The organism is Corynebacterium macclintockiae, from assembly GCF_027570165.1.
GTDB classification, from domain to species: domain Bacteria; phylum Actinomycetota; class Actinomycetes; order Mycobacteriales; family Mycobacteriaceae; genus Corynebacterium; species Corynebacterium macclintockiae.
Map to the genome: position 1 here is coordinate 237121 of NZ_JAKMUV010000002.1, position 26009 is coordinate 263129.

Genomic DNA, 26009 nt, shown 5'->3' on the forward strand with positions numbered 1-26009 from the left:
GAAAGTACGCAAGGATCATGGCAGGTTTTAGGTCTCGCTCCGAGTCGGCGCGCAGCGGCAACACACAGAAGGACAAGCCATCGCGCGCTACGGGCTACCAGCAACGTCGCCCCGCGCATAAGCAGCGCAAGAGCCGCTCCCAGGGATCGGGCGACAAGGTCCGGGACGTCGTCTTTGGGGTGCTGCGCGCGGTGACCGTCGACGATGCTTTCGGCAATCTTGCGCTGCCGAAGGCACTGCGGGAAGCCGGAATCAAGGGTCGTGACGCCGCATTTGCGACCGAGCTGACCTATGGCACGCTGCGGGCACGTGGGCTGCTGGACGCGATCATCGCGGACGCGGCCGGGCGCGAGGTTCAGAAGATCGACTCGGTCGCTCTGGATGCTCTGCGCCTGGGCGCCTACCAGATCCTGCGCACGCGCGTGGAGAACCACGCCGCCGTGAATACCTCGGTGGAGCTGGTGAAGGCCTTTGGCGCGGGCCAGGCCTCTGGATTTGTCAACGGCGTGCTGCGCGCGCTGACGCGCAAAAAGCCAGAGCAATGGGTCGAGCGCGTGGCTCCAGGGGATTCCCTGGGCGCGCTGGCGCTGCGCAACGCGCACCCGGAATGGATCGCGGAGGTGTTCGCGGACGCGCTGGGAGTGGACCCGACGACGGACTCCGGTCGTGCGGAGCTGGAGCGTGCCCTGGCCGCCGACGATGCGCGCCCAATCGTGCACCTGGCCGCCCGCCCAGGACAGATCAGCGGCGAAGAGCTAGCACTGATCACCGGCGGCACGGAGGGCAAGTACTCTCCCTATGCCGTCTACCTGGACGACGGAGCACCTGGGGAAATCGCCCCGGTTCGCGAAGGCATGGCCAGCGTGCAAGACGAAGGCTCCCAGCTAATCGGCCTTGCCACCACCCGCGTGCCCGTGGCCGCTGACCTGCCTGCGCGCTGGCTGGACCTATGCGCAGGCCCGGGCGGAAAGACCGCCTTTATCGCATCGGTCGCCCTGTCGGAGCAGGCTAAGGTCGACGCGATCGAGATCGCCGAGCACCGCGCCAAGCTCATCCAGCAGACCGTCCGCGACCTGCCTGTTAACGTGCACGTGGGCGATGGACGCAAGCTGGAGGCCATCCGGGACCTCGACGCCCCGGAGCAGGGCTTCGCACGCGTGCTTGTCGATGCACCATGTTCCGGTCTAGGCGCCCTCCGCCGCCGCCCCGAAGCCAGGTGGAACAAGGACCCCAAGGACATTGCCCCTCTGGTTACCCTGCAGCGCGAGCTGCTGACCTCCGCCCTGGCTGCAACCGCGCCCGGCGGCGTGGTGATCTACTCCACCTGCTCGCCACATCCGCAGGAGACCAGCGAGGTTGTCCGCTCCATCGCCGCCCGCACGGGTGCGGAGATCCTGGACGTCACCGAGTTTCTGCCCGAACTGGCCGATACCAACACCGACCGCACTGCGCCTTTCGTGCAGCTGTGGCCCCATATCCACGGCACGGACGCCATGTTCTTCGCCGCCTTGCGCCCCGCTGACAACTAACTTCACCGGTTAACACTTAGTAGAAAGGCCACTGGCTATGTCCAATCCCCGCACCGCACTGATCGCCCCGTCCATCCTCGCCGCCGACTTCGCCAACCTGGCCAGCGATGTCGCCCGCGTGCCCAACGCGGACTGGCTGCACATCGACGTGATGGACAACCACTTCGTCCCCAACCTCTCCTTCGGTCTGCCTGTGGCGAAGTCCCTGCTGCCGCACACGGATAAGCACCTGGACGTGCACCTGATGATCGAGAACCCGGAGAAGTGGGCGGAAGACTACGCTGACGATTTCCAGTCCGTGACCTTCCACCTGGAGGCAGTTGCAGATGTGGATGCGGCGATCGCGCTGGCCGATAAGCTGCGTGGCCACGGGACGATGGCAGGCATTTCTATCAAGCCCAACACCCCGGTGGAGCCGTTGCTGGATCACCTGGATAAGTTCGACCTCGTGCTGGTCATGAGTGTGGAGCCCGGGTTTGGCGGCCAGAAGTTCATGCCTGAAGTCCTGGACAAGGTCCGCGCCCTGCGCAGCCGCATCGATGCCGACGGCCTGCACACTCTCATCGAAATTGACGGCGGCATTGGGGCAGAGACCGCAGCCGAGTCCGCCGCCGCTGGCGTGGACGTGTTCGTCGCCGGTTCCAGCGTGTTCGGCAAGGACGACCCCGCCGCTGCGGTGGAGGCTATTCGCGCCAGCGCATCGTAGCCCGATGGATCTTTCGCTTTTTCATGACGCCCACCGCCTCGGCTGGCAGGCGGCCCAGCTAGCCAGCCCGAATCCGCCGGTCGGCGCCGTCATTGAGGATCCCGCCGGGGCAGTGGTAGGCCGCGGCTACACACAGCGCCCCGGCGGGGCGCACGCCGAGGTGATGGCACTGCAGCAGGCCGGGGATCGCGCACGCGGTGGGCGCGCGATCGTCACCCTGGAACCCTGCAATCACACCGGCCGCACCGGACCGTGCGCCGAAGCCCTCATCCGCGCCGGCATCCGGAGGGTGGACTTCCTCTTCGCCGACCCGAACCCCGTGGCCGAGGGCGGGGCGGCTACGCTCCGGGCGGCTGGCGTGGAGGTCATCGGCTCCTACTTACCGCACCCCACCGGCCGCAGCGTGCAGCTGCCCGCGTGGACTGAGATGTACAGCGTGGAGCCGTGGCTGATTTCCATGGCCGAGCAGCGCCCGCACGTCGCCCTAAAGATCGCCTCGACCGTCGACGGACGAGTGGCGGCGGTGGACAAGACCAGCCAGTGGATCACCGGGGAGGAAGCGCGGATTGCCGCGCACCGGGATAGGACCCGCCGCGATGCGATCCTGGTCGGCACCGGAACGATCGCCGCCGATAATCCGCGGCTCACCGCCCGCGACGGAAACGGGGAACCCTTCGCCGAGGAGCTGCAGCCCCTGCGGGTCGTCATGGGCACCAGCGAAGTCCCCGCCGATGCGCGGGTGTTCTCCGCCCCCGGCGAGGGGCTGCATCTGCAGACCCGCGATGTACACGAGGTACTGGACGAGTTGTGGAAGCGGGACGTGCGGACGCTGCTGGTCGAAGGTGGCTCCCGGGTGGCAGCGGCCTTTGTTAGCGCCGGCGTGGTGGACGAGGTGCAGTACTACGCGGCCCCTGCGGTGTTGGGAGCGGGGGTGGCGTCCATAAGAAACAGCGACGACAGCTTGGGCCAAACTATCGGCGACATCCGGCGCTTCGTACCGCGTGAGCTGGAGGTTTTCGGTTCTGATGTGCGCTGGACGATGACGGCACCGCAGCGCACCCCCTAAAGCTTGAGTTAACCCACAGTGGGCTAGTGTGTATGTAATCACATACATAAAAGCTAAGGAGCGCGCATGTTCACCGGAATCATTGAAGAGGTCGGGCGCATCGCTGCGATCGAGGTGGCAGGGGACTCGCTGCGGATGCGCTTCACAGCACCGACAGTGCTGGGGGACGCCAAGCGCGGTGATTCCATCGCCATCAACGGCGTGTGCCTCACCGTCGCGGAGCTGAGCGGGGGAGACAACCCAACGGAGTTCACCGCCGACGTTATGCAGGTGACGCTCGACTACAGCGCGCTGGGAAAGGTCCGCGCAGGCGACCGCGTGAACGTGGAACGCGCCATGGCCAGCGGTCAGCGCTTCGGCGGCCACATCGTGCAAGGACATGTCGACGGCACGGCCGAACTCATAGAACGCCGCCCCTCGGAGCACTGGGAGGTATTCCGCTTCCAGCTCAACGATCCGCAGCTTGCACGCTACGTGGCCAAGAAGGGTTCGGTGGCTATCAACGGAACGTCGCTAACGGTCGCGGAGGTCGCAGACACCACAGATTGTGCAGGTGAATCGGGTTCCGGCAACTGGTTCGAGGTATCCCTCATTCCAACGACCCTGGCCGATACTATGCTGGGCGACCTGCACCCGGGATCTCAAGTGAACGTGGAGTGCGACGTGCTGGCGAAGTACGTCGAAAGGCTCGCCCAGTTCGGCGAGCAGAATTAAAGCGAGAGGCTAAGCACCGATGAGCACAAGCGATACACACAACATCCAGCTGGACTCCGTCGAGCGCGCCATCTCCGACATCGCCGCCGGCAAGGCGGTGGTCGTGGTCGACGACGAGAACCGCGAAAACGAAGGCGACCTGATCTTTGCCGCAGAGAAGGCCACCCCGGAACTGATGGCCTTCATGGTGCGCCACAGCTCCGGTTACGTGTGCGTGGGCATGGATAGCGCCGACTGCGACCGCCTGGGGCTGCCGCCCATGGTCGCCCGCAACGAAGACGTCCGCGGTACCGCCTACACCGTTACGGTCGACGCCGCCGAGGGCGTGGATACCGGCATCAGCGCCACCGACCGCGCCCGTACGGTGCGCTTGCTGGCCGACCCTTCCTCTACCGCCGCAACCTTCAACCGCCCCGGCCACGTGGTTCCTCTGCGTGCCAAGCGCGGGGGAGTACTGGTGCGCCAAGGCCACACCGAGGCCGCCGTAGATCTAGCCCGCGCGGCCAACCTGGCGCCCGCCGGCGCGTTGTGCGAGATCGTCTCCGAGGAAGACCCGACGGCCATGGCCCGCCTGCCGGAGCTGCGCCGCTTCGCGGACAAACACGACCTGGCACTGATCAGCATCGAACAGCTGATGCATTGGCGCCGCCACCACACCCAGACCCTGGAACGCGCGGTGGAGACCCGACTGCCGACCGTCCACGGAGATTTCCGCGCGATCGGCTACGTCAACATCATCGACGGCACGGAGCACGTCGCGCTGGTCAAGGGCGATGTCTCTGTCGCTGAGGCCGGTGATACCCCGGTTCCGGTGCGCGTGCACTCGGAGTGCCTCACCGGTGACGTGTTCGGATCCCGCCGCTGTGACTGCGGCGATCAGCTGTCCGCGGCCCTGGACTACATCGAGGCCAAGGAGCGAGGCGTGCTGATCTACCTGCGAGGGCACGAGGGTCGCGGCATTGGCCTGCTGCCGAAGCTACGCGCCTATGTGCTGCAGGACGAAGGCCTGGATACGGTGGACGCCAACCTCGAACAAGGCCTGCCCGTGGACGCCCGCGAATACAGCGCCGCTGCACAGATCCTCAAGGATCTGCAGGTGAAATCCGTCGCACTGATCTCGAACAACCCGGATAAGATCCACGACCTGGCCAGCCACGGGGTGGACGTCACCAAGCGCATCCCCGTGGAGCTCAACGCCAACGAGGACAACGTGGTCTACCTGCGCACCAAGCGCGACCGGATGGGCCACCAGCTGGATTCCCTGGACTAACCCCCCACACCCCGACCGATCCCGTACCCCCTGGAAGAAGGAGCCGCACCCCCATGGCAAACACCGGAGTAGCTGATGTCGAACTCAAGGCAGGCTCGGCCGCAGGCTTGAGCGTTGCGGTGATCAGCGCAACCTGGAACGCGGACATCACCGACGCTCTGCACGCCCGCTCTATCGAGACGGCCAAGCAGGCCGGCGCCCAGGTAGCGCAGTGGCGGGTCGCCGGAGCCCTGGAGCTGCCGGTCGCTGTCGCCGCGGCATGTAAACGTTTTGACGCCGTCGTGGCGAACGGCTGTGTGATTCAGGGCGAAACCGAGCATTTCCGCGTGGTCTGCGATGCCGTGACCTACGGGCTGACACGCGCGGGAATGGATTCGGGCACGCCCGTCGGCAACGGCGTGTTGACGGTCGACAACCACGCCCAGGCGGTGGACCGTGCCGGCGGCGTCAATGCCAAAGAAGATAAGGGGCACGATGCGGCGGTCGCGGCGATCCACACCGCACTCGTGCTACGACAGATCGAGCGGGGCGTTTAGGGCTGCCCCGTGTCAACAGAGTAGGGTTGGGTGGCGTGAGCGATAAGGATGAATGGGAGCTGGAGGTTTCCTCGCCCTTCTTAAAGAAGTTGGCGTGGATCCTGGTCGTACTGGTCATGGCCGTGCACATCTTCATGGCCATCGTCGTTGCAGTGGGAGATACCGGAGTGACGGTGTCAAGCGCCGACCAGTGGGGCTTCATCGGCATCGGCCTGGTGTTCTCCTTCGTCGCCCTGTCCCTGCTCCGCCCCCACGTCAAGGTCAACAGCCAGGGCGTGGAGGTGCGCAACATCGTCAACGGGCAGTTCTACCCGTGGGAAATTATCCACGGCCTGTCCTTTCCCCAGGAGGCCAAGTGGGCGCGCCTGGAGCTGCCCGACTTTGAGTTTGTGCCGATGATGGCACTGAACATCTACGACAAGCAGCTGATCGCCCAGCGCGTAGAGGACTTCCGCCAGCTGGAGGATCGCTACATGCCTTTCGATGAGTAGCGTTTCCTACCGCCCAGAACCAGGCAGCATCCCCACCGACCCTGGGGTCTACACGTTTCGGGACGCCACCGAGCGCGTCATCTACGTAGGCAAAGCCAAGAACCTACGCGCGCGCCTATCTAATTACTTCCAGGATCTGGATCAACTGCATCCGCGGACCCGCGCGATGGTGCAATCCGCCAATCACGTCCAGTGGACCGTCGTGTCCAGCGAGTTGGAAGCGCTGAACCTGGAATACACCTGGATCAAGCGCTTTAACCCCCGGTTCAACGTCATGTACCGGGACGATAAGACTTACCCCATGCTGGCCATCAGCGTGAAGGAGGAGATCCCGCGCGCGTTCATGTACCGCGGTCCCCGGCGCAAGGGCGTGCGCTACTTCGGGCCGTACCCCAAGGCGTGGGCGATCCGCGAAACCCTCGAGTCGCTGACACGGGTGTTTCCGATCAGAACGTGTACGGCTGGGGTGTATAGGCGTCACGAAGCATTGGGAAGACCCTGCCTGCTCGGTTACATCGACAGGTGCAGTGCGCCGTGCGTAGGAAAGATCACCCCCGCCAACCACCGCGCACTGGTCGATCAGTTTTCTAGCTTCATGGCGGGCAACACTGAGCCCGTGCTGCGCCGCGTGCGCAAGGAAATGGAGCAGGCCAGCGAGGACCTGGACTTCGAGCGCGCCGCCGCGCTGCGTGACCAACTGCAGGCCATGCAGAAATCCATGGAGCGGCAGGCGGTCGTCTTTTCGGACAAGACCGATGCGGACCTGATCGCGTTCGTCGCCGACGAGCTGGAGGCTGCGGTGCAGATCTTCCACGTCCGTGGCGGGCGGATCCACGGACAGCGCGGGTGGGTAGTCGAGCGCGAGGATCTGAGCGAGGAACGCCTGGTCGCCGACTTCATCACCCAGTTCTACGGCGAGACCGCCGAGCTGGCAAAGGCGACGGAGACGCAGGTGGGTGGCGCCTCGGGCCCGGAAGTAGATCGGGAGCTCGCCCGCGCGATGAACCCGGCCGCCACACAGGACCTCGGCGACCTGGTGGGGGACGTGCAGGTAACGCCCGTGCCCCGCGAGATCCTGGTGCATACGCTGCCGGAGGAGTCCACCGACCTGGCGGAATGGCTGACAAGCCTGCGCGGATCCAATGTGCAGATCCGCGTGCCCCAGCGGGGCGATAAGAAGGCGCTGATGACCACCGCGGAGACCAATGCCACACAGGCGCTGGCCCAACACAAGCTAAAGCGGGCAGGCGACATCACGGCACGTTCGGCAGCCCTGAAGGAACTGCAGGAGGCGCTGTGGATGGACGAATCTCCGCTGCGCATCGAGTGCACTGATATCTCCCATATCCAGGGCACCGACGTGGTGGCCAGCCTGGTGGTCTTTGAGGATGGACTGCCGAAGAAGTCAGACTACCGGCGGTACAAGATCCGCGAGGCCGCCGGCGACGGGCATTCCGACGACGTCGCCTCCATCGCGGAGGTCGTGCGGCGGCGCTTCAAGCGTTACCAGCAGGACAAGTCCGCGGTGCCCGCGGGTGACGACGGGGGAGACCTATTAGAGGGCGAAGCGGAGCTAGAGAGCGCTGGCGGTGCTGGTAGCAGCGGCAGCGATGGCAGCACGGGCAGTGCCCCAGAGAAGCGCAGGTTCGCCTACCCACCGCAGCTGTTCGTCGTCGACGGCGGTCTGCCGCAGGTCAACGCTGCGCAAGAGGTTCTGGATGAGTTGGGTGTGACGGATGTGACCCTCATTGGCATCGCTAAGCGCCTGGAGGAAATCTGGGTTCCCGGCGAGGAATACCCCATCATCGTGCCCCGCAACTCGCCCGCGCTCTACCTGGTGCAAAACCTGCGCGACGAGGCACACCGCTTCGCCATCACCTTCCACCGTCAACAGCGCAGCGCCCGGATGCGCCGCAGCAAGCTGGACGACGTTCCGGGGTTGGGGTCAAAGAGGCGCCAGCAGTTGGTCAAGCAGTTCGGCTCCGTGGCCAAGGTCAAGCAAGCCAGTGTGGACGACATCGCCGCATTACCGGGCTTTGGGCCGAAGTTGGCGCAACTCATTCACGACGCCCTCAATGCTGGGTAGGATCGGAGAGTATGAGCGCATCAACGCAGCAAGAGCCCAGTTTGATCCTGATCACGGGCATGTCTGGGGCAGGTCGGCGAGCCACCGCCGCGGCCCTGGAGGAGCTCGGGTGGTACGTCGCCGATAACCTCCCACCGGAGCTTATCGTGCGCATGGTGGAGCTCAGTTTCTCCGAGGATTCGCCGATCGAGAAGCTGGCCATCGTCACCGACGTGCGCTCCCGCGACTTCGCCGGCAATCTGACCAGTGTGCTGCACGACCTGCACACGGGCGGTCGGCGCCCTACGGTGCTGTACCTGGATGCCACCGACGAAGCACTAATCGCCCGCTTCGACGCGGTTCGGCGCACCCACCCGCTACAACAGGAGGGCACGCTGCAGGATGGCATCGACCGGGAGCGAGAGATGCTGGCCAGTATCCGCGAACGCGCCGACATTGTGTTGGACACGACGAACCGCAGCATCCACGATCTGCGCCGGGAGCTGGAGAAGTTCTTCGCCGCCGCCGACCACTCCAGCGTGCGCATTAACCTGCAGAGCTTCGGATTCAAACACGGCCCGCCCAAGGACATTGACATGTTGTTGGATGCGCGCTTTTTGCCGAACCCTTACTGGGATCCGGAGTTGCGTCCTTTTAGAGGTATTGACGCCCCCGTCTCCGACTTTGTCCTATCTCAACCCGGTGCCGAGGAGTTTCTGGAGCATGTCCTGGGGCTGATCCACTCGGTTCTGCCGGGATACCGCAAGGAAGGGAAGTTCTTCGTCTCCGTCGCCGTCGGTTGCACGGGTGGCCACCACCGCAGCGTAGCGATTGTCGAAGAGCTTTCGCGCCGCCTGGCCGAAGGCGGGGTGCTGGTGAACCTTTCCCACCGAGACCTCGAGCGTTAGAGAGGGCGCGATACACCATGACTACTACTGATTCTTCTGGCTACTCTGTGTCTGATACCTCCGTGCCCGCTAAGCCGATTCCGCGCGTCGCCTGCCTCGGCGGCGGGCATGGGCTGTTCAACACGCTGCGTTCCGCGCGCATCATTTCCGACTACGTCTCCGCGATCGTCACCGTGGCCGACGATGGTGGCTCCTCGGGCCGCATCCGTCGCGAGCTCGGCTCCCTGCCTCCGGGCGACCTGCGCATGGCACTGGCAGCCCTGACCCGAGACTCCGAGCGCGGTCGCATGTGGGAGGAAGTCCTCCAGCACCGCTTCGGCGGTTCCGGCGCGCTGAAGGGGCACGCCCTGGGCAACTTCCTAATCACCGGATTGGCGCAGGTCATGGGCAGCGAAATGGCCGCCCTGGACGAGATCGGCCGCCTGCTGGGCATTCAGGGGCGCGTCATCCCCATGAGCAACGAACCCCTCGACCTGGAGGCCGAGGTGCTGGGGCTGGAAGAAGACCCCCGGGAAGTCGTCGCCGTGCGCGGACAGGTTGCCGTGGCCTCCACGCTAGGCGAGGTGCGCCGGGTCAAGCTGTACCCCGAATCACCTGCGGCTTCCCAGGAGGCCGTCGATGCCATCCTCGACGCCGACCTCGTATCCATGGGTCCGGGATCCTGGTTCTCCAGCGTGATCCCACACCTGTTGGTGCCGGGGATTGTGGACGCCCTGAACCGCACGGAGGCCGTCAAAGCGCTGGTGCTGAATCTGGTGCCGGAGCCGGGGGAGACCGCCGGCATGTCGCTGGAACACCACATCCATATGGTGCGGCAGCACTGCCCAAGCCTGCAGATTGACGTTGTCATCGTCGATCTGTCAACGATGCCAGTGGCCAGCACGAGGCGTCATATAGATAGAGCCGCAGCAGCATTGGGCGCCAAAGTGATCTACCGTGACGTGCGGGAGGACGACAACCGCGGGCGGTGGACCGACCGCCACAAGCCGGAGAAGCTGGCAGCGGTGCTGCAGGAGATCTCCGGAGGAGTGCGAAACCTCCCGGAAAGGTAAACACCCAATCCGGCTATAATTGCTTGTTTTAGTATGGGAAGACAGAGGAAAGGACAGCCCGTGGCACTGACGGCCGATGTGAAGGCGGAGCTCAACAGGGTGCTGGTGACCCGCCACGACGTGATGACCGCGGAGGTCGCCAGCCTGCTGCGCTACACGGCGGCCCTTCACCTAGTGGGTAAGAAGATCGTGGTGGAGTCCGAAGTCGACTCAGCCGACACTGCCCGACGCCTGACCGACATGGTCGAGCAGCTGTACAAGATCGAGCCTGAGCATCAGATCATCGGCGCGGGAAACCTGCGCCGCAGCCCACGGCACGTGCTGCGCTGGACTGAGGGTGGCATGGAGCTAGCGCGCCGCACCGAACTCATCGACCGGGTCGGGCGACCAGTCCGCGGGTTGCCGCGCTTCATTATCGGCGGCACCGCAGATCAGTGCGTGGCCGCGTGGCGGGGGGCTTTTTTGGCTCATGGCTATGTGACTGACCCGGGACGTTCGTCCGCGCTGGAAGTGCAGACCCCGTCCAACGAAGCGGCTCTGGCGCTGGTCGGTGCCGCCCGTCGCATCGACGTGACGGCCAAGACCAAGGAAGCCAGGGGAGTGCACCGCGTGGTTATCCGCGACGGGGATTCCATCGGCAGGCTGTTGCTGCTCATGGGGGCGCAGGAAACCCGCGAGGTGTGGGAGAAGCAGCGCCGTACCCGGGAGAACCGGGCCAAGGCTAACCGCCTGGCTAACTTCGACGATGCGAACCTGCGGCGCAGCGCTCGTGCCGCCGTTGCCGCCGCCGCGCGCGTGGAGCGCGCCCTGGAGATCCTCGATAACGACGTTCCCCAGCACCTGGCCCAGGCTGGGCAGATGCGTGTGGAGCACAAGGAGGCCTCCCTGGAGGAGCTCGGTCGCCTCGCCGACCCGCCGATGACCAAGGACGCGGTTGCCGGGCGCATCCGCAGGCTGCTGTCTATGGCGGACAAGCGGGCAGAGGAACTGGGGCTGCCGGACACGCATTCTGCCGTGACATCGGAGCTGTTCAACGACGTTGACTGAAGTTGATTGACGCCGACAGTTACCCCCGGCATGCAGGGCATTCGGAATCGCTGCAAAGCCTGTGGGGCGCAGGTACTCTCGAAAGTGTCGGCGTGAGGGTCGAGGCTTAGGTTGTTTTCGAGCCACCGACCTTGGCGTCTAGATCGAGGAAAACATAGACGCACTTTTTAGGAGATCAACTGTGACTATCCGTGTTGGCATCAACGGCTTCGGCCGCATCGGCCGCAACTTCTTCCGCGCAATCCGTTCCCAGGGCGCGGACATCGAGGTCGTCGGCATCAACGATCTGACCGATAACAAGACCCTGTCTGTGCTGCTGAAGAACGACTCCGTGATGGGTCGCCTGGATGCCGAGGTCGAGTACGACGAGGAGTCCATCACCGTCGACGGCAAGCGCATCGCCGTGTCTGCTGAGCGCGAGCCGAAGAACCTGAAGTGGGGCGAGCTGGGCGCGGACATCGTTATCGAGTCCACCGGCTTTTTCACCGACGCTGAGGCTGCAAAGGCTCACATCGAGGCTGGCGCCAAGAAGGTCATCATTTCCGCTCCGGCGAAGAACGAAGATGCAACCTTCGTCGTCGGTGTTAACCACACCGAGTACGACCCGGAGAACCACCACATCATCTCCAACGCATCCTGCACCACCAACTGCCTGGCTCCGCTGGCCAAGACGCTGGACGAAGAGTTCGGCATCGTTAAGGGCCTGATGACCACCGTTCACGCCTACACCGGCGACCAGCGCCTGCACGACGCTCCGCACAAGGACCTGCGCCGCGCCCGCGCCGCAGCCGTCAACCTGGTTCCGACCTCCACCGGTGCTGCGAAGGCCGTCTCCCTGGTTCTGCCGCAGCTGAAGGGCAAGCTGGATGGCTACGCAGTCCGCGTTCCGGTCATCACTGGCTCCCTGACCGACCTGACTTTCGAAGCTGAGAAGCCGGTCACCGTCGAGGCCGTCAACGCTGCCCTGAAGAAGGCTGCAGAGAACGAGCTGAAGGGCATCGCCAAGTACTCCGACGACGCTCCGCTGGTTTCCACCGACATCGTCGGCGACCCGCACTCCTCCATCTTCGACTCCGGCCTAACCAAGGTCATCGACAACCAGGTCAAGGTCGTTTCCTGGTACGACAACGAGTGGGGCTACTCCTGCCGCCTGGTTGACCTGGCTACCTACGTGGGCGAGCGCCTCTAACTAGCCATTTTCCTTCACAAGGATTGACGGGTTCGGCTCCGAGCGCCGCACGTGTAGCGCGTCGCGGGTTTCGAGAAGCCGACCCGTTTTCTCTTTTTCTCTCTACATCCCTAATAACCATCTCTACAAAGGAGCTCCCCATGGCCATCAAGACCGTTCAAGACCTGATCAACGAGGGTGTACAGGGTCGCCACGTCCTGGTTCGCGCGGACCTGAACGTCCCCCTGTCCAACGGTGACATCACCGACCCGGGCCGCATCGACGCCTCTGTGCCGACCCTCAAGGCGCTGCTCGAGGCTGGCGCCCGCGTGGTCGTGTCCGCCCACCTGGGCCGCCCGAAGGGCGAGTTCAAGGAGGAGTTCTCCCTGGCACCGGTCGCCGAAGCTCTAGCCGAGCGCCTGGACCAGTGGGTACCGCTTGCCACCGACGTCACCGGCGAGGATGCCCACGAGCGTGCCAACGGTCTGGACGACGGCGATATCCTGCTGCTGGAAAACGTCCGCTTCGACGCCCGCGAGACCTCCAAGGACGAAGCCGAGCGCGCTGAGTTCGCCGCCGAGCTGGCAGCCCTCACCGGCGACAACGGCGCCTTCGTCTCCGACGGATTCGGCGTGGTCCACCGCAAGCAGGCCTCTGTTTACGACGTAGCCAAGAAGCTCCCGCACTACGCCGGTGGCTTGGTGGAGGCAGAGCTGAACGTTCTGCGCAAGGTCTCGGAGAACCCGGAGAACCCCTACGCCGTCGTCCTTGGTGGCTCGAAGGTCTCTGACAAGCTGGGCGTCATCGAGGCCCTGGCTCCGCGCGTCGACAACCTGATCATCGGCGGCGGCATGTGCTTCACCTTCCTCGCCGCTCAGGGCTACGAGGTCGGGGGCTCCCTGCTGCAGGAAGACATGATCGACACCTGCAAGGATCTGCTGGAGCGCTTCGGCGACGTCATCGCCCTGCCCACCGACGTCGTGGTCGCAGAGCGCTTCGACAAGGACGCTGACCACCGCACCGTCGACCTGAAGTCCATCCCGGCCGGCTGGATGGGCCTGGACATCGGACCGGAGTCCGTCAAGGCCTTCGCCGACATACTGTCCCAGTCCAAGACCGTTTTCTGGAACGGCCCGATGGGCGTATTCGAGTTCCCTGCGTTCGCTGAGGGTACGCGCGGTGTTGCTCAGGCAATTATTGACGCCACCGCGAACGGTGCTTTCTCGGTCGTCGGCGGCGGCGACTCGGCTGCAGCGGTCCGCACCCTGGGTCTGGCGGAGGAGGGATTCTCCCACATCTCCACCGGTGGTGGCGCCTCCCTGGAGTTCCTGGAGGGCAAGGAGCTGCCCGGCGTTTCCGTCCTGGAGAGCTAGAAGAACCCACAAGCTAGTAACACACTAGACACTAGCCACACTAGGCACTAGAAGGAAGGCATTCATACAATGACTGCACGCAAGCCGCTGATCGCCGGCAACTGGAAGATGAACCTGAACCATCTTGAGGCCATCCAGGTGGTCCAGAAGTTCGTCTTCGCTTTGCCTCAGGAGTACTACGAGGCCGTGGACGTGGCCTTCATCCCTCCGTTCACCGACATCCGCTCCGTCCAGACCCTGGTCGACGGAGACAAGCTGTCCATTACCTACGGTGGCCAGGACGTATCCCAGCACGCCTCCGGCGCCTACACCGGCGAGGTTTCCGGCGCGATGCTGAAGAAGCTGGGTTGCACCTGGGCCATCGTTGGCCACTCGGAGCGCCGCCAGTACCACGGCGAAACCGACGAGGTCGTGGCCGCCAAGGCACGCGCCGCACTGGATAACGAGCTGCAGCCGATCGTGTGCGTGGGTGAGCAATTGGATGTCCGCGAAAAGGGCGAGCACGTCGAGTTCGTCAAGGCGCAGACCAAGGCCTCCCTGGCGGGTCTGTCCGCAGAAGACCTGGCCAAGACCGTCATCGCCTACGAGCCGGTCTGGGCAATCGGCACCGGCAAGGTCGCCTCTGCCGAGGACGCCCAGGAGGTCTGCCACGCCATCCGCGAGCTCGTCGCAGAGCTGGCGGGCGAGGAGGTTGCCGGTGGCATCCGCATCCTCTACGGCGGTTCCGTGAAGACCGATTCCGTCGGAGAGCTGGTCAGCCAGCCTGATGTCGACGGTGGTCTGGTCGGCGGGGCGTCACTAGACGGCGAAGACTTCGCTCGTCTGGCTGCCGCAGCGGCTAAGGCAACCTCTTAAGCGCGCGACGATGAGCAAGGACACGATCCGCGGCACGGCCATTCCCGTCGCTCCCGAAGAAATTGCCCACCCAGAGATCAGCCCGACGGTGCGGGACGATACCCGCTACCTCGGGCGCATCCTGGGCGAGGTGATTAGGGAGCAAGAGGGCGAGTACACTTTCAACCTGATTGAAAACACCCGCAGTGCGGCATTCGACCTGCGCTATGGCGAGATGCAGATCGAACAGTTGGCGGAACAGTTCAATACGCTGCCAACGGGCAAGGCGCTGCCAGTCATCCGCGCGTTCTCGCACTTCGCGTTGATGGCGAACTTGGCCGAGGATCTGTACGTCGAGCGCGTGCGGGACCTCGAAGAGGACCGCGGCAACACCGCGCCGCGCTCCACGCTGGCCTACACCTGGCAAGAACTGCACAACCATGCGGTGCCGGGGGAGAAGGTCGCCGAGACCATGGCGAACGCCCTGGTAGCACCAGTGTTGACGGCACACCCGACGGAAACCCGCCGCCGGACCGTGTTCGACGTGCAAACCGACATCATGAAGATGATGCGTCGGCGCGCACGCGTGCTCAAAGAACTTAAACTTAACCCGCAATCGGTCCGTTCGGCGCGCCAGCTGGACGAGATCGAGCTGGTGATCCGTCGTCGGATGACGCTGCTGTGGCAGACCTCCCTGATCCGCAGTGTGCGCCCGCGTATCGAAGACGAGATCAAAGTGGGTCTGCGCTACTACGGCATCAGCCTGCTCAGCGAAATCCCCGCGATCAACCGCCGTGTCAACGAGCACATGAAGCAGCAGTACGGCGACAGCGTGCCACGCACGGCGATCGTGCGCCCCGGTTCGTGGATCGGCGGCGACCACGACGGCAACCCGTACGTGACGGCGGAGACCGTCACCAATGCCACGACGTCGGCGGCGCGCACCATCTTTGACCATTATCAGAAGACCATCTACGCCCTGGAACACGAGCTCAGCCTGTCCTCGCGGTTCATCGACACCACCGATGCGCTAGAACAACTGGCTGACCGGGGCCGCAACGACGTGCCCTCCCGCGTGGACGAGCCTTTCCGCCGCGCCCTGCACGGTATGCGCGGTCGTGTGGCGGCAACGGCCAAACACACCCTGGGCGAGCCAGTGGTCTCCGGTGGCGTGCACAAGGGCCACGAACCGTACTCCGGCCCGGAGGAACTGCTGGCGGACATTGATACGGTCGATCAAGCGCTACGCCACTCCATGGACGACCTGCTGGCCGACCACACACTGGCGGACCTGCGGGAGGCCGTAGAAACCTTTGGCTTCCACTTGTACTCCCTGGACCTGCGCCAGAACTCCGAGAGCTACGAGAATGTGCTGACGGAGGTTTTTGCCCGCGCCGGTGTAACCACCAACTACGCGGAGCTGGACGAGGAGGCCAAGGTCGCGGTGCTGCTGCAGGAACTAGCCAGCCCCCGGCCGCTGTCCGATCCGGAGGCCGAGTGGTCCGAGGAGACCACCCGGGAGCTCGGCATTTTCCGCGCCGCTGCGCAGGCCGCAAAGAAGTTCGGAGCCAGCGTGGTTCCGCACTGCATCATCTCCATGGCTTCCTCCGTGTCCGATGTCATCGAGCCGATGATTCTGCTCAAGGAGGTCGGACTGATCCGCGCCAACGGCGAGCACCCAACCGGCACGGTAGACATCATTCCGCTGTTCGAGACGATTGACGACCTCGCCGGGGGAGCGGACATCATGCGCCAGCTCTGGCAGCTGCCGTTGTACCGCAACTACGTCGCCGGTCGGGGCGATATCCAGGAGATTATGTTGGGGTATTCCGACTCCAACAAGGACGGCGGCTACTTCGCTGCTAACTGGGCGCTCTACGACGCGGAGTTGGCGTTGGTGCAGGCCTCGCGCGAAGCCGGACTGTTCCTGCGCCTCTTCCATGGTCGCGGTGGCACTGTTGGTCGCGGTGGCGGTCCTTCTTATGACGCGATCCTGGCGCAGCCCGAGGGCGCAGTACAGGGTGCGGTGCGCGTCACCGAGCAGGGCGAGATCATCTCCGCCAAGTACGGAGATCCCGCGAACGCCGCCCGCAACTTGGAAGCACTCGTGGCCGCCACATTGGAGGCCAGCCTGCTGCCCGTCGACGACCTCGACAACCCGAAGGAGGCCTTCGCGACCATGCGCCAAATCGCAGAGGAATCGCGCACGGCCTACTCCGCGCTGATGCACGAAGATCCGGGTTTCATCGAATACTTCACCACCTCCACGCCGCTGGCCGAGATTGGCAGCCTCAACATCGGCTCCCGCCCCTCCTCGCGCAAGCAGACCACCGCCGTGTCGGATCTGCGCGCCATCCCGTGGGTGCTGAGCTGGTCGCAGTCGCGCGTGATGCTGCCCGGTTGGTTCGGCGTGGGCAGCGCCCTGAAGCGCTGGATCGACAACGGTACCTCTGTGACTGGTGACGCCACCTCGCGCCTCAACTACCTACGGGAACTGCACGGGCGCTGGCCGTTCTTCGCCTCGGTGCTTTCTAATATGGCTCAGGTGATGTCAAAGGCCGACCTGTCCATCGCGCAGCTGTACTCCGAGCTGGTGGGCGACACTGAGGCGGCGGAGCGCATCTTCGGCGTGATCGTGGAGGAGTACAAGCTGACGGTAGAGATGTTCCTGCAGATCACGGAGCGGGAAACTCTGCTGGCGGATAACCCGGAGCTGGTTAGCTCTGTGCGCAACCGCTTCCCGTACCTGGTGCCGCTGAACCTGCTGCAGGTGGAGTTGTTGCGCCGCTACCGCGCTGGCGATGATTCCGACAGCGTCCGTTCGGGAATCCAGCTGACGATGAACGGCTTGGCGACTGCACTGCGTAACTCGGGGTAGCTGCGCGTGGCGGGTTGTCACGCACGCCTGCCAGCGGGTAGATTCGTGATGTTAACCGAAAAACTTAAGTTGTCGATTTTAAAGAAAAGTAGAGGGTAGGACATTGATCCTGACGCTGCAGATCATCCTTGTAGTCACCAGCTTGCTGATGGGTCTGTCTGTGTTGCTGCACAAGGGCAAGGGCGGCGGCCTGTCCAGCCTGTTCGGTGGCGGCATGCAGTCCAACCTGTCCGGTTCCACCGTGGCGGAGAAGAACCTGGATCGCCTGACCGTGGGCACCGCCGTTATTTGGCTGATTGCGCTGGTCGGACTGAACCTGGTTCTGCACTACGGTCTGGCTTAAGCCAGCGGGTTGGCGGCAGCGTCAACCCACAGTAGCGTTGCCTCCGAACCGGAGGCCAGAGCCGCAGGCCATTCGGCGCCATTACCGCCGTCGAATACTTGGCCTGCGGCTTCCTTCTTTTCCGCGCCGCTGACCAGCAGCCAGACCGCACGGGAGCGGTTGACGGCCTGCATGGTCAGGCTGATGCGCTCTGCCGGGGGCTTCGGGCATTCGCGCACGGCCACGACGGATCCCTCGGCGTGCAGCAACTCTTCCGTGTGGGGGAACAGCGAGTTGATGTGCCCCTCCGGGCCCATGCCCAGAAGGTGGATATCGAAACCATCCGGGGCAACCTGGTCGACCGTCTTGGCGTAGAACTCCGCCGCCGCATCCAACGCCGGCCCGTCCGGCTGCTCGCCCGCCGCCAGGGCAGGGATACGGAACACGTTCAGCGAAGGAATGTCCACGTGGCGCAGTAGCGCGTCGAAGGCCTGCTTGTCGTTGCGCTCTGGATCGCCGGCCGGCAGGAAGCGATCGTCGCCGAAAAACACGTACACCTGCGACCAGTCGATCGTGGTGACGGGGAAGTCCTCCGCGGACTGCTTCGCAGCGTGGTCCAGGGCGGCAATTTCCGCCAGCGTGGCAATGCCAGCGCCACCGCCGGTCAGAACCACGCGCACAATGCCGTCGCCGGTTACGGTATCGCCGGTGCGCTGCAGTTCGGCCACGGTGTTGATGAACTCCCGCGCGGCAGCTGTGGCGAGATCCTGCTTGTTGTCGCGGGGGCGCAGTTCCACGCCGGTCTTGTCGCTGACGACCGCGTCGTGGCGGTGATCGTGGGTGGGCTTCATCGTAGAGACTCCTGACCGTCGAAGTTGTTGTTGGGATCCTGGGCATCGCGGAAGGTCCAGCGGTCCAGTTTGTCCTCCTGCTGACCCAAACTATTCACGCCGCGGAACTGGGAGGTGCGCGGCCCGCGGTCTGGGCGGTTCACCCGCACCAGTCCACGCAGCGCATGTCCGAAGGCATAATCCGGGTCCAGATGGCGCAGTTCCTCAGCCAAGCAGTCGGCCAAGGCACGCCTGCCGAGGGTGACCAGCGAGTTCTGGTCGCCGACGGTCAGCGAGACCGTGTTGGCGTCGATAACCTCAACCTCAACCGCACCTACCTGGCGGTGCAGCACCGCCTTTTCGATAGAGATCAGTCGGTTGCCGTCCGCGTCCTCGCGGTGGCGACCGTCGACCGTAACGTGCCTCGTCACCGGCACATCCAGGCGCTCGGCGAGCCACCCTGCCGCGATGTCGACCGACGGATCGTGCTTTGGCCCCCAGACCTCTGCGGACACGATCGGGTGGTGCGGTGGTTGATCCAGCGCCGAGGCCAGAAGCCCGCGCCACAGGGTGATGCGGCTCCACACCATGTCCGAATCGCCACGGGTGTAGGTCATGCGACGGCGATACAGTGCGTCCTCGTCCTCGTCCGTCAGAGAGTCAGTAATGCGGCGGGTCGCCAGAGCGCCGATGGGGTCGGAGGCCGGGTTCCGCGGTCCGGTGGCGGGCCACCAGGCGACGATCGGGGTATCGGGCAGCAACAGCGGGGTGACCACGGAAGCGCGGTTCGCCGACAGTTCGCCGTGCAGGTGCATGATGATGATCTCGGAGGCACCTGCGTCGCCGCCGATGCGCAACTGTGCGTCCAGCAGTGCCTCTTCGCTGCGGTGCATCACCAGTACGATCACGCGGGCAGGGTGCTCGCGGGAAGCATCGTGGGTAGAGCTGACGATCCTGTCGAGGTCGTCGTCCTCGCTGGCCACCACGATAAGGGTCAGAACGCGACCGCTCGTGACGTCACCGCGTTCCTCCCGCAATGCGCGGATGCGGTGTTCAATTTCTTTGGTCTGGGTGTTCGGTAGGTCGATGATCATGGCCGTTAAGTGCGCGCTCCTCACGCGGTCGGGGGTCGTTCTCTTATGGACTCTTATGGACGCCGCCACTGCCGCCCCGACCGGGACAGAATCTCTTCGGCGCCCTTCGGCCCCCACGTGCCGGCGGGGTAGTCCTCGGGGCGTCCGTGCAGAGCCCAGTGTTCCAGGATCGGATCCAGGATCTTCCAGGACAGCTCGACTTCCTCGTTGGTGGGGAACAGGCTGGCCTCGTCCAACAGCGCGTCCAGGATCAGGCGCTCGTAAGCCTCGGGGGATTCCTCGGTGAAGGCCTCAGAGTAGCTGAAGTCCATGTTCACATCGCGAACCTCCATCGCGGAGCCCGGAACCTTCGAACCGAAGCGCACCAGCACGCCCTCGTCCGGCTGGACGCGGATGACCAGCATGTTGTTGCCCTGGGCGGTGGTCTGGCCGGGACCGAAGGGCAGGTGCGGCGCCTCCTTGAACACGATGGCGATCTCCGTCACGCGGCGGCCCAGGCGCTTGCCGGTGCGCAGGTAGAAGGGCACGCCCGCCCAGCGTCGGGAGGAAATCTCGAAGGTGGCGGCAGCGTAAGTCTCTGTGGTGGATTCCGGGTCGAAGCCGTCTTCCTGCCGCAGCCCCTTGACCGGGACGGAGCCCTGCCAGCCGGAGGTGTACTGTCCGCGCGCCGTGGTCTGGGCGAAAGGGCCCACCGGAGAGGTCGCGCGCAACACCTTGACCTTCTCCGCCTGCAGCTCCTCGGGGTTGAACGTTACGGGCTCTTCCATGGCGATGAGAGCCAGCAGCTGCAGCAGGTGGTTCTGGATCACGTCGCGGGCAGCGCCGATGCCGTCGTAATAGCCCGCGCGGCCACCCAGCCCAATGTCCTCGGCCATGGTGATCTGCACGTGATCCACGTAGTGCGCGTTAAACATCGGGTCGAACAGCTGGTTGGCAAAGCGCAGTGCCAGGATGTTCTGCACCGTCTCCTTGCCGAGGTAGTGGTCGATGCGGAACACACTGGACTCGGGGAAGACGCTGTTCACGATCTCGTTAAGCTCGTGGGCGGACTGCTCGTCGTGTCCGAAGGGCTTCTCAATGACCACGCGACGCCAGCCGTTGTGCAGTTCGCCAAGCTCCGGATCCGGAGTCGCCAGGCCAGATCGCTCCAGCTGGTGGCACACGCTGGGGAAGTGATCCGGCGGAACGGAAAGATAGTATGCCCAGTTGCCGGCGGTGCCGCGCTCGTTGTCGATCTCGCGGGTTTTCTCCGCGAGGGCGTCGAAAGCAGCATCGGTAGTGAAGTCACCCTTGACGAAGAAAATGCCCTCGGCGAGGCGATCCCACACGTTCTGGCGCCACGGGGTGCGTGCCCGATCCTTGACGCACTGCAGGACCTGCTCCTCGAATTCTTCCTTGGACCAGTCGCGACGGCCGTAGCCGATCAGGCTAAAGCCCGGGGGAAGCAGTCCGCGGTTGGCCAGGTCGTACACGGCGGGAAGCAGCTTCTTGCGCGCCAGGTCACCGGTCACGCCGAAGATGACCAGCCCGCACGGTCCGGCGATGCGCGGCAGGCGCTTATCCAATTCGTCGCGCAGCGGGTTGCGCCATTCCTCGGCGGTAAAGGGGAGTTGCACTTGTTTTGAGTCCTCTGTGGGGGTTCGGATTGTCGTAAGGGAATTATTTCGCGTCTAGCTGCGCGGCGAGGGTACCCAGCAGTTCGTTCCAGGAGTTTACGAACTTCTCCACGCCCTCGTTTTCCAGCACCGTCCACACCTCGGCTAGGTTCACCCCGGCCTCGTCCAGCGCGGCGAACACTGCGCGGGCGGAATCGGTCGTGCCGGATAGGGTATCGCCGCGGACCTCGCCGTGATCGATCGTGGCGTCCAGCGTGTTCTCTGGCATCGTGTTGACCGTGTGCGGCCCGGCCAGTTCGGTGACGTACAGGGTGTCTGGGTACTCGGGGTTCTTTACTGAGGTGGACGCCCACAGCGGACGCTGCACCGGCGCTCCCTTCTCAGCCAGCGCATTCCAGGCGGGGTTATTAAGCAGGGTGTCCTGGAAAGCTGCGTAGGCCAGCTGCGCGTTGGCCACGCCCGCCTTGCCCTTGAGTGCCAGGGCTGCGTCGGTGCCGATCTCATCGAGGCGCTTGTCGATTTCGGTGTCTACGCGGGAGACAAAGAAGCTGGCTACGGAGTGGATCTTCGTCAGGTCCTTCCCCGCGCCTGCTGCCCGGGACATGCCCTCGATGAAGGCTTCCATCACCTGAATGTAGCGGGAGACGGAGAAGATGAGGGTGACGTTGACGCTGATGCCTTCGGCCAGCACATCGGTAATGGCAGGCAGGCACTCCTCGGTCGCGGGGATCTTAATCATCAGGTTCTCGCGTCCGACCTTGGCGGCCAGTTCGCGGGCCTGAGTGACGGTCGCCTCGCGCTCTTTGGCCAGGCGCGGATCGACTTCCAGCGACACCCGGCCGTCCACGCCGTTGGTGCGCTCGTAGATGGGGAGGAACACATCGCACGCTTCCGCGACGTCGTCGGCCGCCATCTCAAACACGGCGGTATCGGCAGGGGTGCCTGCGGCGGCGAGCTGCTGGAGCTGTTCATCGTAGGCCGTGCCCTGGGACATCGCATTGGCGAAGATGGCGGGGTTGGTGGTCACGCCGACCACACCCTTGTTCTCAATGACCTCGGCGAGGTTGCCGGAGCGCAGGCGATCCCGGGAGAGATCGTCCAACCACACGGAGGTGCCGGCGTTGGCGAGCGCGTCGATGTTGGCGGGGGTGCTCATGGTAAAAGAATCAGTCCTAGTTACTGGGTTACTGGTTGGCGGCAATGGATTCGTGAGCTGCGGCGACGACGGCCTCGGCGGTGATGCCGAACTCGCGGTAGAGGGTCTGGTAATCCGCGGACGCACCGTAGTGCTCCAGGGAAACGGTGCGGCCATTCAGACCGACGAAGCGGTGCCACGGCATCGAGATTCCGGCCTCAACGGAGACACGGGCGGTGACGGAGCTAGGCAGCACCTGCTCCTGGTACTCGGCATCCTGCTCGAGGAACCACTCCATGACTGGCATGGAAACCACGCGGGTGCCCACGCCCTGGTTCTCCAGCTCCTTGGCGGCCTCGACAGCCAGCTGAACCTCGGAACCGGTGGCCAACAGGATGACCTCCGGGGTTTCGGTGGATTCCTCGACCAGCACGTAGGCACCGCGAGCCACGCCTTCGGCAGCCTTGTCCTTCGTGCCTTCCAGAACCGGGACGTTCTGGCGGGTCAGGATCAGTGCCTTGGGCGACTCTTCAGCCTTGATCGCAGCAACCCAGCCGGCAGCGGTCTCGTTGGCATCCGCCGGGCGGATGACAGCCAGGTGGGGGATTGCGCGAAGGGAGGCCAGGTGCTCGACGGGCTGGTGGGTCGGGCCGTCCTCGCCCAGGCCGATCGAGTCGTGGGTCCAGACGTGGTAGACGTCGGTCTTCATCAACGCGCCCAGGCGCACCGCACCGCGGGCGTAGTCGGAGAACTGCAGGAAGGTCGCGCCGTACGGGCGGGTGGGACCGTGCAGGGCCATGCCGTTCAGGATGGCGACCATGCCGTGCTCGCGAATACCGAAGTGCAGGTTTCGGCCGCCCGGCTCGGTCGTGAAGCTACGGGTGGTGATGGCCTCTGGGCCGAAGCTCGGCTCGCCCTTGATGATCGTATTGGTAGAGCCAGCCAGGTCGGCGGAGCCACCCCACAGTTCCGGCAGAGTCTTGCCCAGGGCCTGCAGGGTAGCCTCGGAGGCCTTGCGGGTGGCCAGGGACTCGCCAGCGTCCCAGCTGGGAACCTCCGCGGCGAAGTCCTCCGGGAGCTCGCGGGAGTACAGGCGGTCAAACAGGGCTTTGTTCTCCGGGTTGTTCTTCGCCCAGGCGTCAAAAAGAACCTGCCACTGCTTGTGCGCCTCCGCGCCGCGCTCGACCAGACCGCGGGTGTGGGCGATTACGTTGTCCTCTACCGGGAACGGCTCGTCGGGGAAGTCCAGCGCCTGTTTGATGCCGGTGATTTCCTCTGCGCCCAGGGCAGCGCCGTGGGATGCGCCGGTGTCCATCTTCGTCGGTGCGGGGTAGGCGATCACGCTGCTGAGGCGGATGAAAGTCGGACGGGAGGTCTCGGCCTTGGCACGCTCGACGGCGTCCAGAATGCCCTCGACGTCCTCACCGGTGACCTCCAGGGTCTGCCAGCCGTACGAGGCGTAGCGGGCCACGACGTCCTCGGTGAAGGCGATCTGGGTCTTGTCTTCGATGGAAATACCGTTGTCGTCCCAGAAGACAATGAGGTTACCCAGCTGCTGGGTACCGGCCAGCGACGAAGCCTCAGAGGTTACGCCCTCCTGCACGTCGCCGTCGGAAGCAATGACGTAGATGAAGTGGTCAAACGGGGACTCGCCGGCGGGGGTCTCAGGGTCGAACAGCGCGCGCTCACGGCGGGAAGCCATAGCCATACCCACCGCGGAAGCCAGACCCTGGCCAAGCGGACCGGTCGTAATCTCCACACCGTCGGTGTGGTGCACCTCCGGGTGGCCCGGGGTCTTGGAGCCCCAGGTGCGCAGGGCCTGCAGATCTTCGAGCTCCAGCCCGAAGCCACCCAGGTAGAGCTGGATGTACTGGGTCAGGGAAGAGTGACCGGCCGAGAGAACAAAACGATCCCTACCTACCCAGTGCACATCCTTCGGGTCGTGGCGTAGGACGCGCTGGTAGAGGGTGTAAGCCAGGGGAGCGAGGCTCATCGCCGTGCCCGGGTGACCGGAACCGCACTTTTCCACGGCATCCGCGGCCAGCACGCGAGCCAGGTCGACCGCGCGCGTGTCGGTCTCCGTCCAGTCCGCCGGGTAGTTGCGCACGGTAAGTGCCTGCTGTTCTGGGGAGAGAGTCACTGTCAGTTGCCCTTTCTTCATCAAGCTCAATTCCTCATACATACTAGTGGTCGCGACAGCTTGCCGTGGCCAGTGGGCGCAGAGAATCGTTGCTAATTTTGTAAGAAAGTTTTTCTTCCTGCTGGGAACTTAAGAGGAACCTCAGCCGACCATATGGAGATGGGCGTGTGTCGGTCGGGTTTCGGCCTGCGCTGCACGCTCGGGTAGCGTAAGACGCGATACAGATAGACTGCAGTGTGCACTGCATTTTCCGAGAAGTTGGAGGCGAGGCAGCCGGTGAAGACGTTCGCTGAGACGGCCAAGGCATACATAGCATTGACCAAACCCCGGGTCATCGAGCTGTTGCTGGTGGCCACGATCCCTGCAATGTTGCAGGCAGCGCGCGGCGAAGTGAACTTCGGTCTGATCCTGTTGACCCTTATCGGCGGCTGGATGGGTGCTGGCGCGGCCAACACTTTCAACAACGTGGTCGACCATGACATCGACCAGCTGATGCGCCGTACTCGCCGCCGTCCGACCGCTCGCCAGACCCTGTCGGTCAACGAGGCCCGCGTTTTCGCCTGGGTGTTGCTGATCGCCTCGGTGCTGTGGCTGGGCTTTTTGTGCCACTCGTGGCTGGCCGCTGGGTTTATCGTTCTGACGAACTGGTTCTACGTGTACGTGTACACGAAGTGGCTGAAGCGCCGTACCTGGCAGAACGTCATTTGGGGTGGCGCTGCTGGCTGCATGCCGGTGGTCGTCGGCTGGGCCGTCATCACGGATAACAACGGCGGTGCCTTTGGCGCGGGGTGGTCTTCGTGGGCTCAGGCGCTGATTCTGTTCATGGTTATTTTCTTTTGGACGCCGCCGCATACCTGGGCTCTGGGAATGCGTTACCGCGAGGACTATGAGGCCGCGGGCGTGCCCATGATGCCTGTCGTTAAACCTCCGCTGGAGGTGACGCGCCAGATTCTTGCCTACACGTGGGCGACCGTGGTCACTTCGCTGCTGCTGGTTCCCGCCGCTAGCTGGATCTACCTGGCAGCGGCTGTGCTGTCCGGCGCCTGGTTCATTATCAAGGCGCATCTGCTGCACCGTGGCGTGAAAAACGGCACCCCGGTCAAGCCGATGCAGCTGTTCTTCCTGTCGAACAACTACCTGTCGCTACTGTTCGTGGCTCTGTCCGTTGATGCCGTGCTGGGCTGGCAGACGCTCGCCGAGGCTGTGCTCGGCTAGCATAGCGACCTAGCATCACG

General features: G+C 64.3%; 22 protein-coding genes. 17 read left to right on the top strand and 5 right to left on the bottom strand.

Annotation, left to right across the window (positions count from 1 at the left end; genetic code table 11):
* Positions 1-17 precede the first annotated feature (17 nt).
* The 16 genes from L8U58_RS02780 to secG all read left to right on the top strand — a co-directional run bounded on the left by L8U58_RS02780 (position 18) and on the right by secG (position 17980).
* Positions 18-1529, top strand: coding sequence for an RsmB/NOP family class I SAM-dependent RNA methyltransferase (locus L8U58_RS02780; RefSeq protein WP_269954641.1), 1512 nt, complete (start codon positions 18-20; stop codon positions 1527-1529).
* Positions 1530-1566: 37 nt separating this feature from the next.
* The gene (gene rpe / locus L8U58_RS02785; protein ID WP_034974433.1) at positions 1567-2235 is read left to right on the top strand and encodes a ribulose-phosphate 3-epimerase; all 669 of its coding nucleotides are present in this window, start codon (positions 1567-1569) and stop codon (positions 2233-2235) included.
* A gap of 4 nt (positions 2236-2239) precedes the next feature.
* Positions 2240-3301, top strand: coding sequence for a bifunctional diaminohydroxyphosphoribosylaminopyrimidine deaminase/5-amino-6-(5-phosphoribosylamino)uracil reductase RibD (ribD, locus tag L8U58_RS02790; protein ID WP_269954642.1), 1062 nt, complete (start codon positions 2240-2242; stop codon positions 3299-3301).
* Between the two features lie 66 nt (positions 3302-3367).
* On the top strand, positions 3368-4015 hold the full coding sequence (locus L8U58_RS02795) for a riboflavin synthase (RefSeq protein WP_269954643.1): 648 nt from the start codon (positions 3368-3370) through the stop codon (positions 4013-4015).
* 19 nt (positions 4016-4034) lie between these two features.
* Positions 4035-5285, top strand: coding sequence for a bifunctional 3,4-dihydroxy-2-butanone-4-phosphate synthase/GTP cyclohydrolase II (locus L8U58_RS02800; protein WP_034976494.1), 1251 nt, complete (start codon positions 4035-4037; stop codon positions 5283-5285).
* A gap of 53 nt (positions 5286-5338) precedes the next feature.
* Positions 5339-5821 carry a 6,7-dimethyl-8-ribityllumazine synthase gene (ribH, locus tag L8U58_RS02805; protein WP_269954644.1) on the top strand — a complete coding sequence of 161 codons (483 nt, stop codon included), beginning with the start codon at positions 5339-5341 and terminating at the stop codon, positions 5819-5821.
* Positions 5822-5856: 35 nt separating this feature from the next.
* Entirely contained in the window at positions 5857-6312 is a 456-nt protein-coding gene (locus L8U58_RS02810; protein ID WP_034981967.1) for a PH domain-containing protein, read from the top strand.
* Positions 6305-8398: an excinuclease ABC subunit UvrC gene (gene uvrC / locus L8U58_RS02815; protein ID WP_034976498.1), complete on the top strand. Its 2094-nt coding sequence runs from the start codon at positions 6305-6307 to the stop codon at positions 8396-8398. Before L8U58_RS02810 ends, uvrC begins: the two co-directional genes overlap by 8 nt.
* Before the next feature lie 11 nt (positions 8399-8409).
* Entirely contained in the window at positions 8410-9285 is an 876-nt protein-coding gene (gene rapZ, locus L8U58_RS02820) for an RNase adapter RapZ (protein WP_034974422.1), read from the top strand.
* Positions 9286-9302: 17 nt separating this feature from the next.
* A complete protein-coding gene (locus L8U58_RS02825; protein ID WP_034976502.1) occupies positions 9303-10337 on the top strand; it encodes a gluconeogenesis factor YvcK family protein in 1035 nt (344 codons plus the stop codon).
* Between the two features lie 60 nt (positions 10338-10397).
* Positions 10398-11384, top strand: a complete 987-nt coding sequence (whiA, locus tag L8U58_RS02830) for a DNA-binding protein WhiA (protein WP_034974417.1) — start codon at positions 10398-10400, stop codon at positions 11382-11384.
* Positions 11385-11565: 181 nt separating this feature from the next.
* Complete coding sequence (gene gap / locus L8U58_RS02835; RefSeq protein WP_034967997.1) at positions 11566-12573, top strand: type I glyceraldehyde-3-phosphate dehydrogenase; 1008 nt, start codon at positions 11566-11568, stop codon at positions 12571-12573.
* A gap of 140 nt (positions 12574-12713) precedes the next feature.
* A complete protein-coding gene (locus tag L8U58_RS02840; RefSeq protein WP_034974416.1) occupies positions 12714-13925 on the top strand; it encodes a phosphoglycerate kinase in 1212 nt (403 codons plus the stop codon).
* A gap of 69 nt (positions 13926-13994) precedes the next feature.
* Entirely contained in the window at positions 13995-14780 is a 786-nt protein-coding gene (gene tpiA, locus L8U58_RS02845) for a triose-phosphate isomerase (RefSeq protein WP_034981963.1), read from the top strand.
* A gap of 76 nt (positions 14781-14856) precedes the next feature.
* The gene (ppc, locus tag L8U58_RS02850) at positions 14857-17637 is read left to right on the top strand and encodes a phosphoenolpyruvate carboxylase (protein WP_269954694.1); all 2781 of its coding nucleotides are present in this window, start codon (positions 14857-14859) and stop codon (positions 17635-17637) included.
* Positions 17638-17740: 103 nt separating this feature from the next.
* Entirely contained in the window at positions 17741-17980 is a 240-nt protein-coding gene (gene secG, locus L8U58_RS02855) for a preprotein translocase subunit SecG (protein ID WP_034967980.1), read from the top strand.
* On the opposite strand, the gene pgl is transcribed toward secG, so the two are convergent.
* From pgl to tkt, 5 genes are read right to left on the bottom strand one after another with little or no spacing between them, the layout of a single operon-like run.
* Positions 17977-18810, bottom strand: a complete 834-nt coding sequence (gene pgl, locus L8U58_RS02860) for a 6-phosphogluconolactonase (protein WP_034981961.1) — start codon at positions 18808-18810, stop codon at positions 17977-17979. The two genes, secG and pgl, sit on opposite strands and share 4 nt — an antisense overlap.
* A complete protein-coding gene (locus tag L8U58_RS02865; protein ID WP_034981960.1) occupies positions 18807-19883 on the bottom strand; it encodes a glucose-6-phosphate dehydrogenase assembly protein OpcA in 1077 nt (358 codons plus the stop codon). The genes pgl and L8U58_RS02865 overlap by 4 nt, the downstream gene beginning before the upstream one ends.
* A 53-nt stretch (positions 19884-19936) precedes the next feature.
* Positions 19937-21499 carry a glucose-6-phosphate dehydrogenase gene (gene zwf, locus L8U58_RS02870; RefSeq protein WP_269954645.1) on the bottom strand — a complete coding sequence of 521 codons (1563 nt, stop codon included), beginning with the start codon at positions 21497-21499 and terminating at the stop codon, positions 19937-19939.
* A gap of 43 nt (positions 21500-21542) precedes the next feature.
* Entirely contained in the window at positions 21543-22655 is a 1113-nt protein-coding gene (gene tal, locus L8U58_RS02875) for a transaldolase (protein ID WP_269954646.1), read from the bottom strand.
* A gap of 28 nt (positions 22656-22683) precedes the next feature.
* Complete coding sequence (tkt, locus tag L8U58_RS02880) at positions 22684-24774, bottom strand: transketolase (RefSeq protein WP_269954695.1); 2091 nt, start codon at positions 24772-24774, stop codon at positions 22684-22686.
* Between the two features lie 276 nt (positions 24775-25050).
* Between tkt and L8U58_RS02885 the strand changes: the two genes are divergently transcribed.
* Positions 25051-25989, top strand: coding sequence for a heme o synthase (locus L8U58_RS02885; protein ID WP_269954696.1), 939 nt, complete (start codon positions 25051-25053; stop codon positions 25987-25989).
* Positions 25990-26009 lie beyond the last annotated feature (20 nt).

Excerpts from the sequence above, each read along its gene's own strand:
- L8U58_RS02780 (WP_269954641.1), top strand. The coding sequence starts at position 18 with ATGGCAGGTTTTAGGTCTCGCTCCGAGTCGGCGCGCAGCGGCAACACA.
- rpe (WP_034974433.1), top strand. The coding sequence starts at position 1,567 with ATGTCCAATCCCCGCACCGCACTGATCGCCCCGTCCATCCTCGCCGCC.
- L8U58_RS02865 (WP_034981960.1), bottom strand. The coding sequence starts at position 19,883 with ATGATCATCGACCTACCGAACACCCAGACCAAAGAAATTGAACACCGC.
- L8U58_RS02800 (WP_034976494.1), top strand. The coding sequence starts at position 4,035 with ATGAGCACAAGCGATACACACAACATCCAGCTGGACTCCGTCGAGCGC.
- L8U58_RS02795 (WP_269954643.1), top strand. The coding sequence starts at position 3,368 with ATGTTCACCGGAATCATTGAAGAGGTCGGGCGCATCGCTGCGATCGAG.
- tpiA (WP_034981963.1), top strand. The coding sequence starts at position 13,995 with ATGACTGCACGCAAGCCGCTGATCGCCGGCAACTGGAAGATGAACCTG.
- rapZ (WP_034974422.1), top strand. The coding sequence starts at position 8,410 with ATGAGCGCATCAACGCAGCAAGAGCCCAGTTTGATCCTGATCACGGGC.
- L8U58_RS02825 (WP_034976502.1), top strand. The coding sequence starts at position 9,303 with ATGACTACTACTGATTCTTCTGGCTACTCTGTGTCTGATACCTCCGTG.
- uvrC (WP_034976498.1), top strand. The coding sequence starts at position 6,305 with ATGAGTAGCGTTTCCTACCGCCCAGAACCAGGCAGCATCCCCACCGAC.
- pgl (WP_034981961.1), bottom strand. The coding sequence starts at position 18,810 with ATGAAGCCCACCCACGATCACCGCCACGACGCGGTCGTCAGCGACAAG.
- ribD (WP_269954642.1), top strand. The coding sequence starts at position 2,240 with ATGGATCTTTCGCTTTTTCATGACGCCCACCGCCTCGGCTGGCAGGCG.
- tal (WP_269954646.1), bottom strand. The coding sequence starts at position 22,655 with ATGAGCACCCCCGCCAACATCGACGCGCTCGCCAACGCCGGCACCTCC.
- L8U58_RS02840 (WP_034974416.1), top strand. The coding sequence starts at position 12,714 with ATGGCCATCAAGACCGTTCAAGACCTGATCAACGAGGGTGTACAGGGT.
- ribH (WP_269954644.1), top strand. The coding sequence starts at position 5,339 with ATGGCAAACACCGGAGTAGCTGATGTCGAACTCAAGGCAGGCTCGGCC.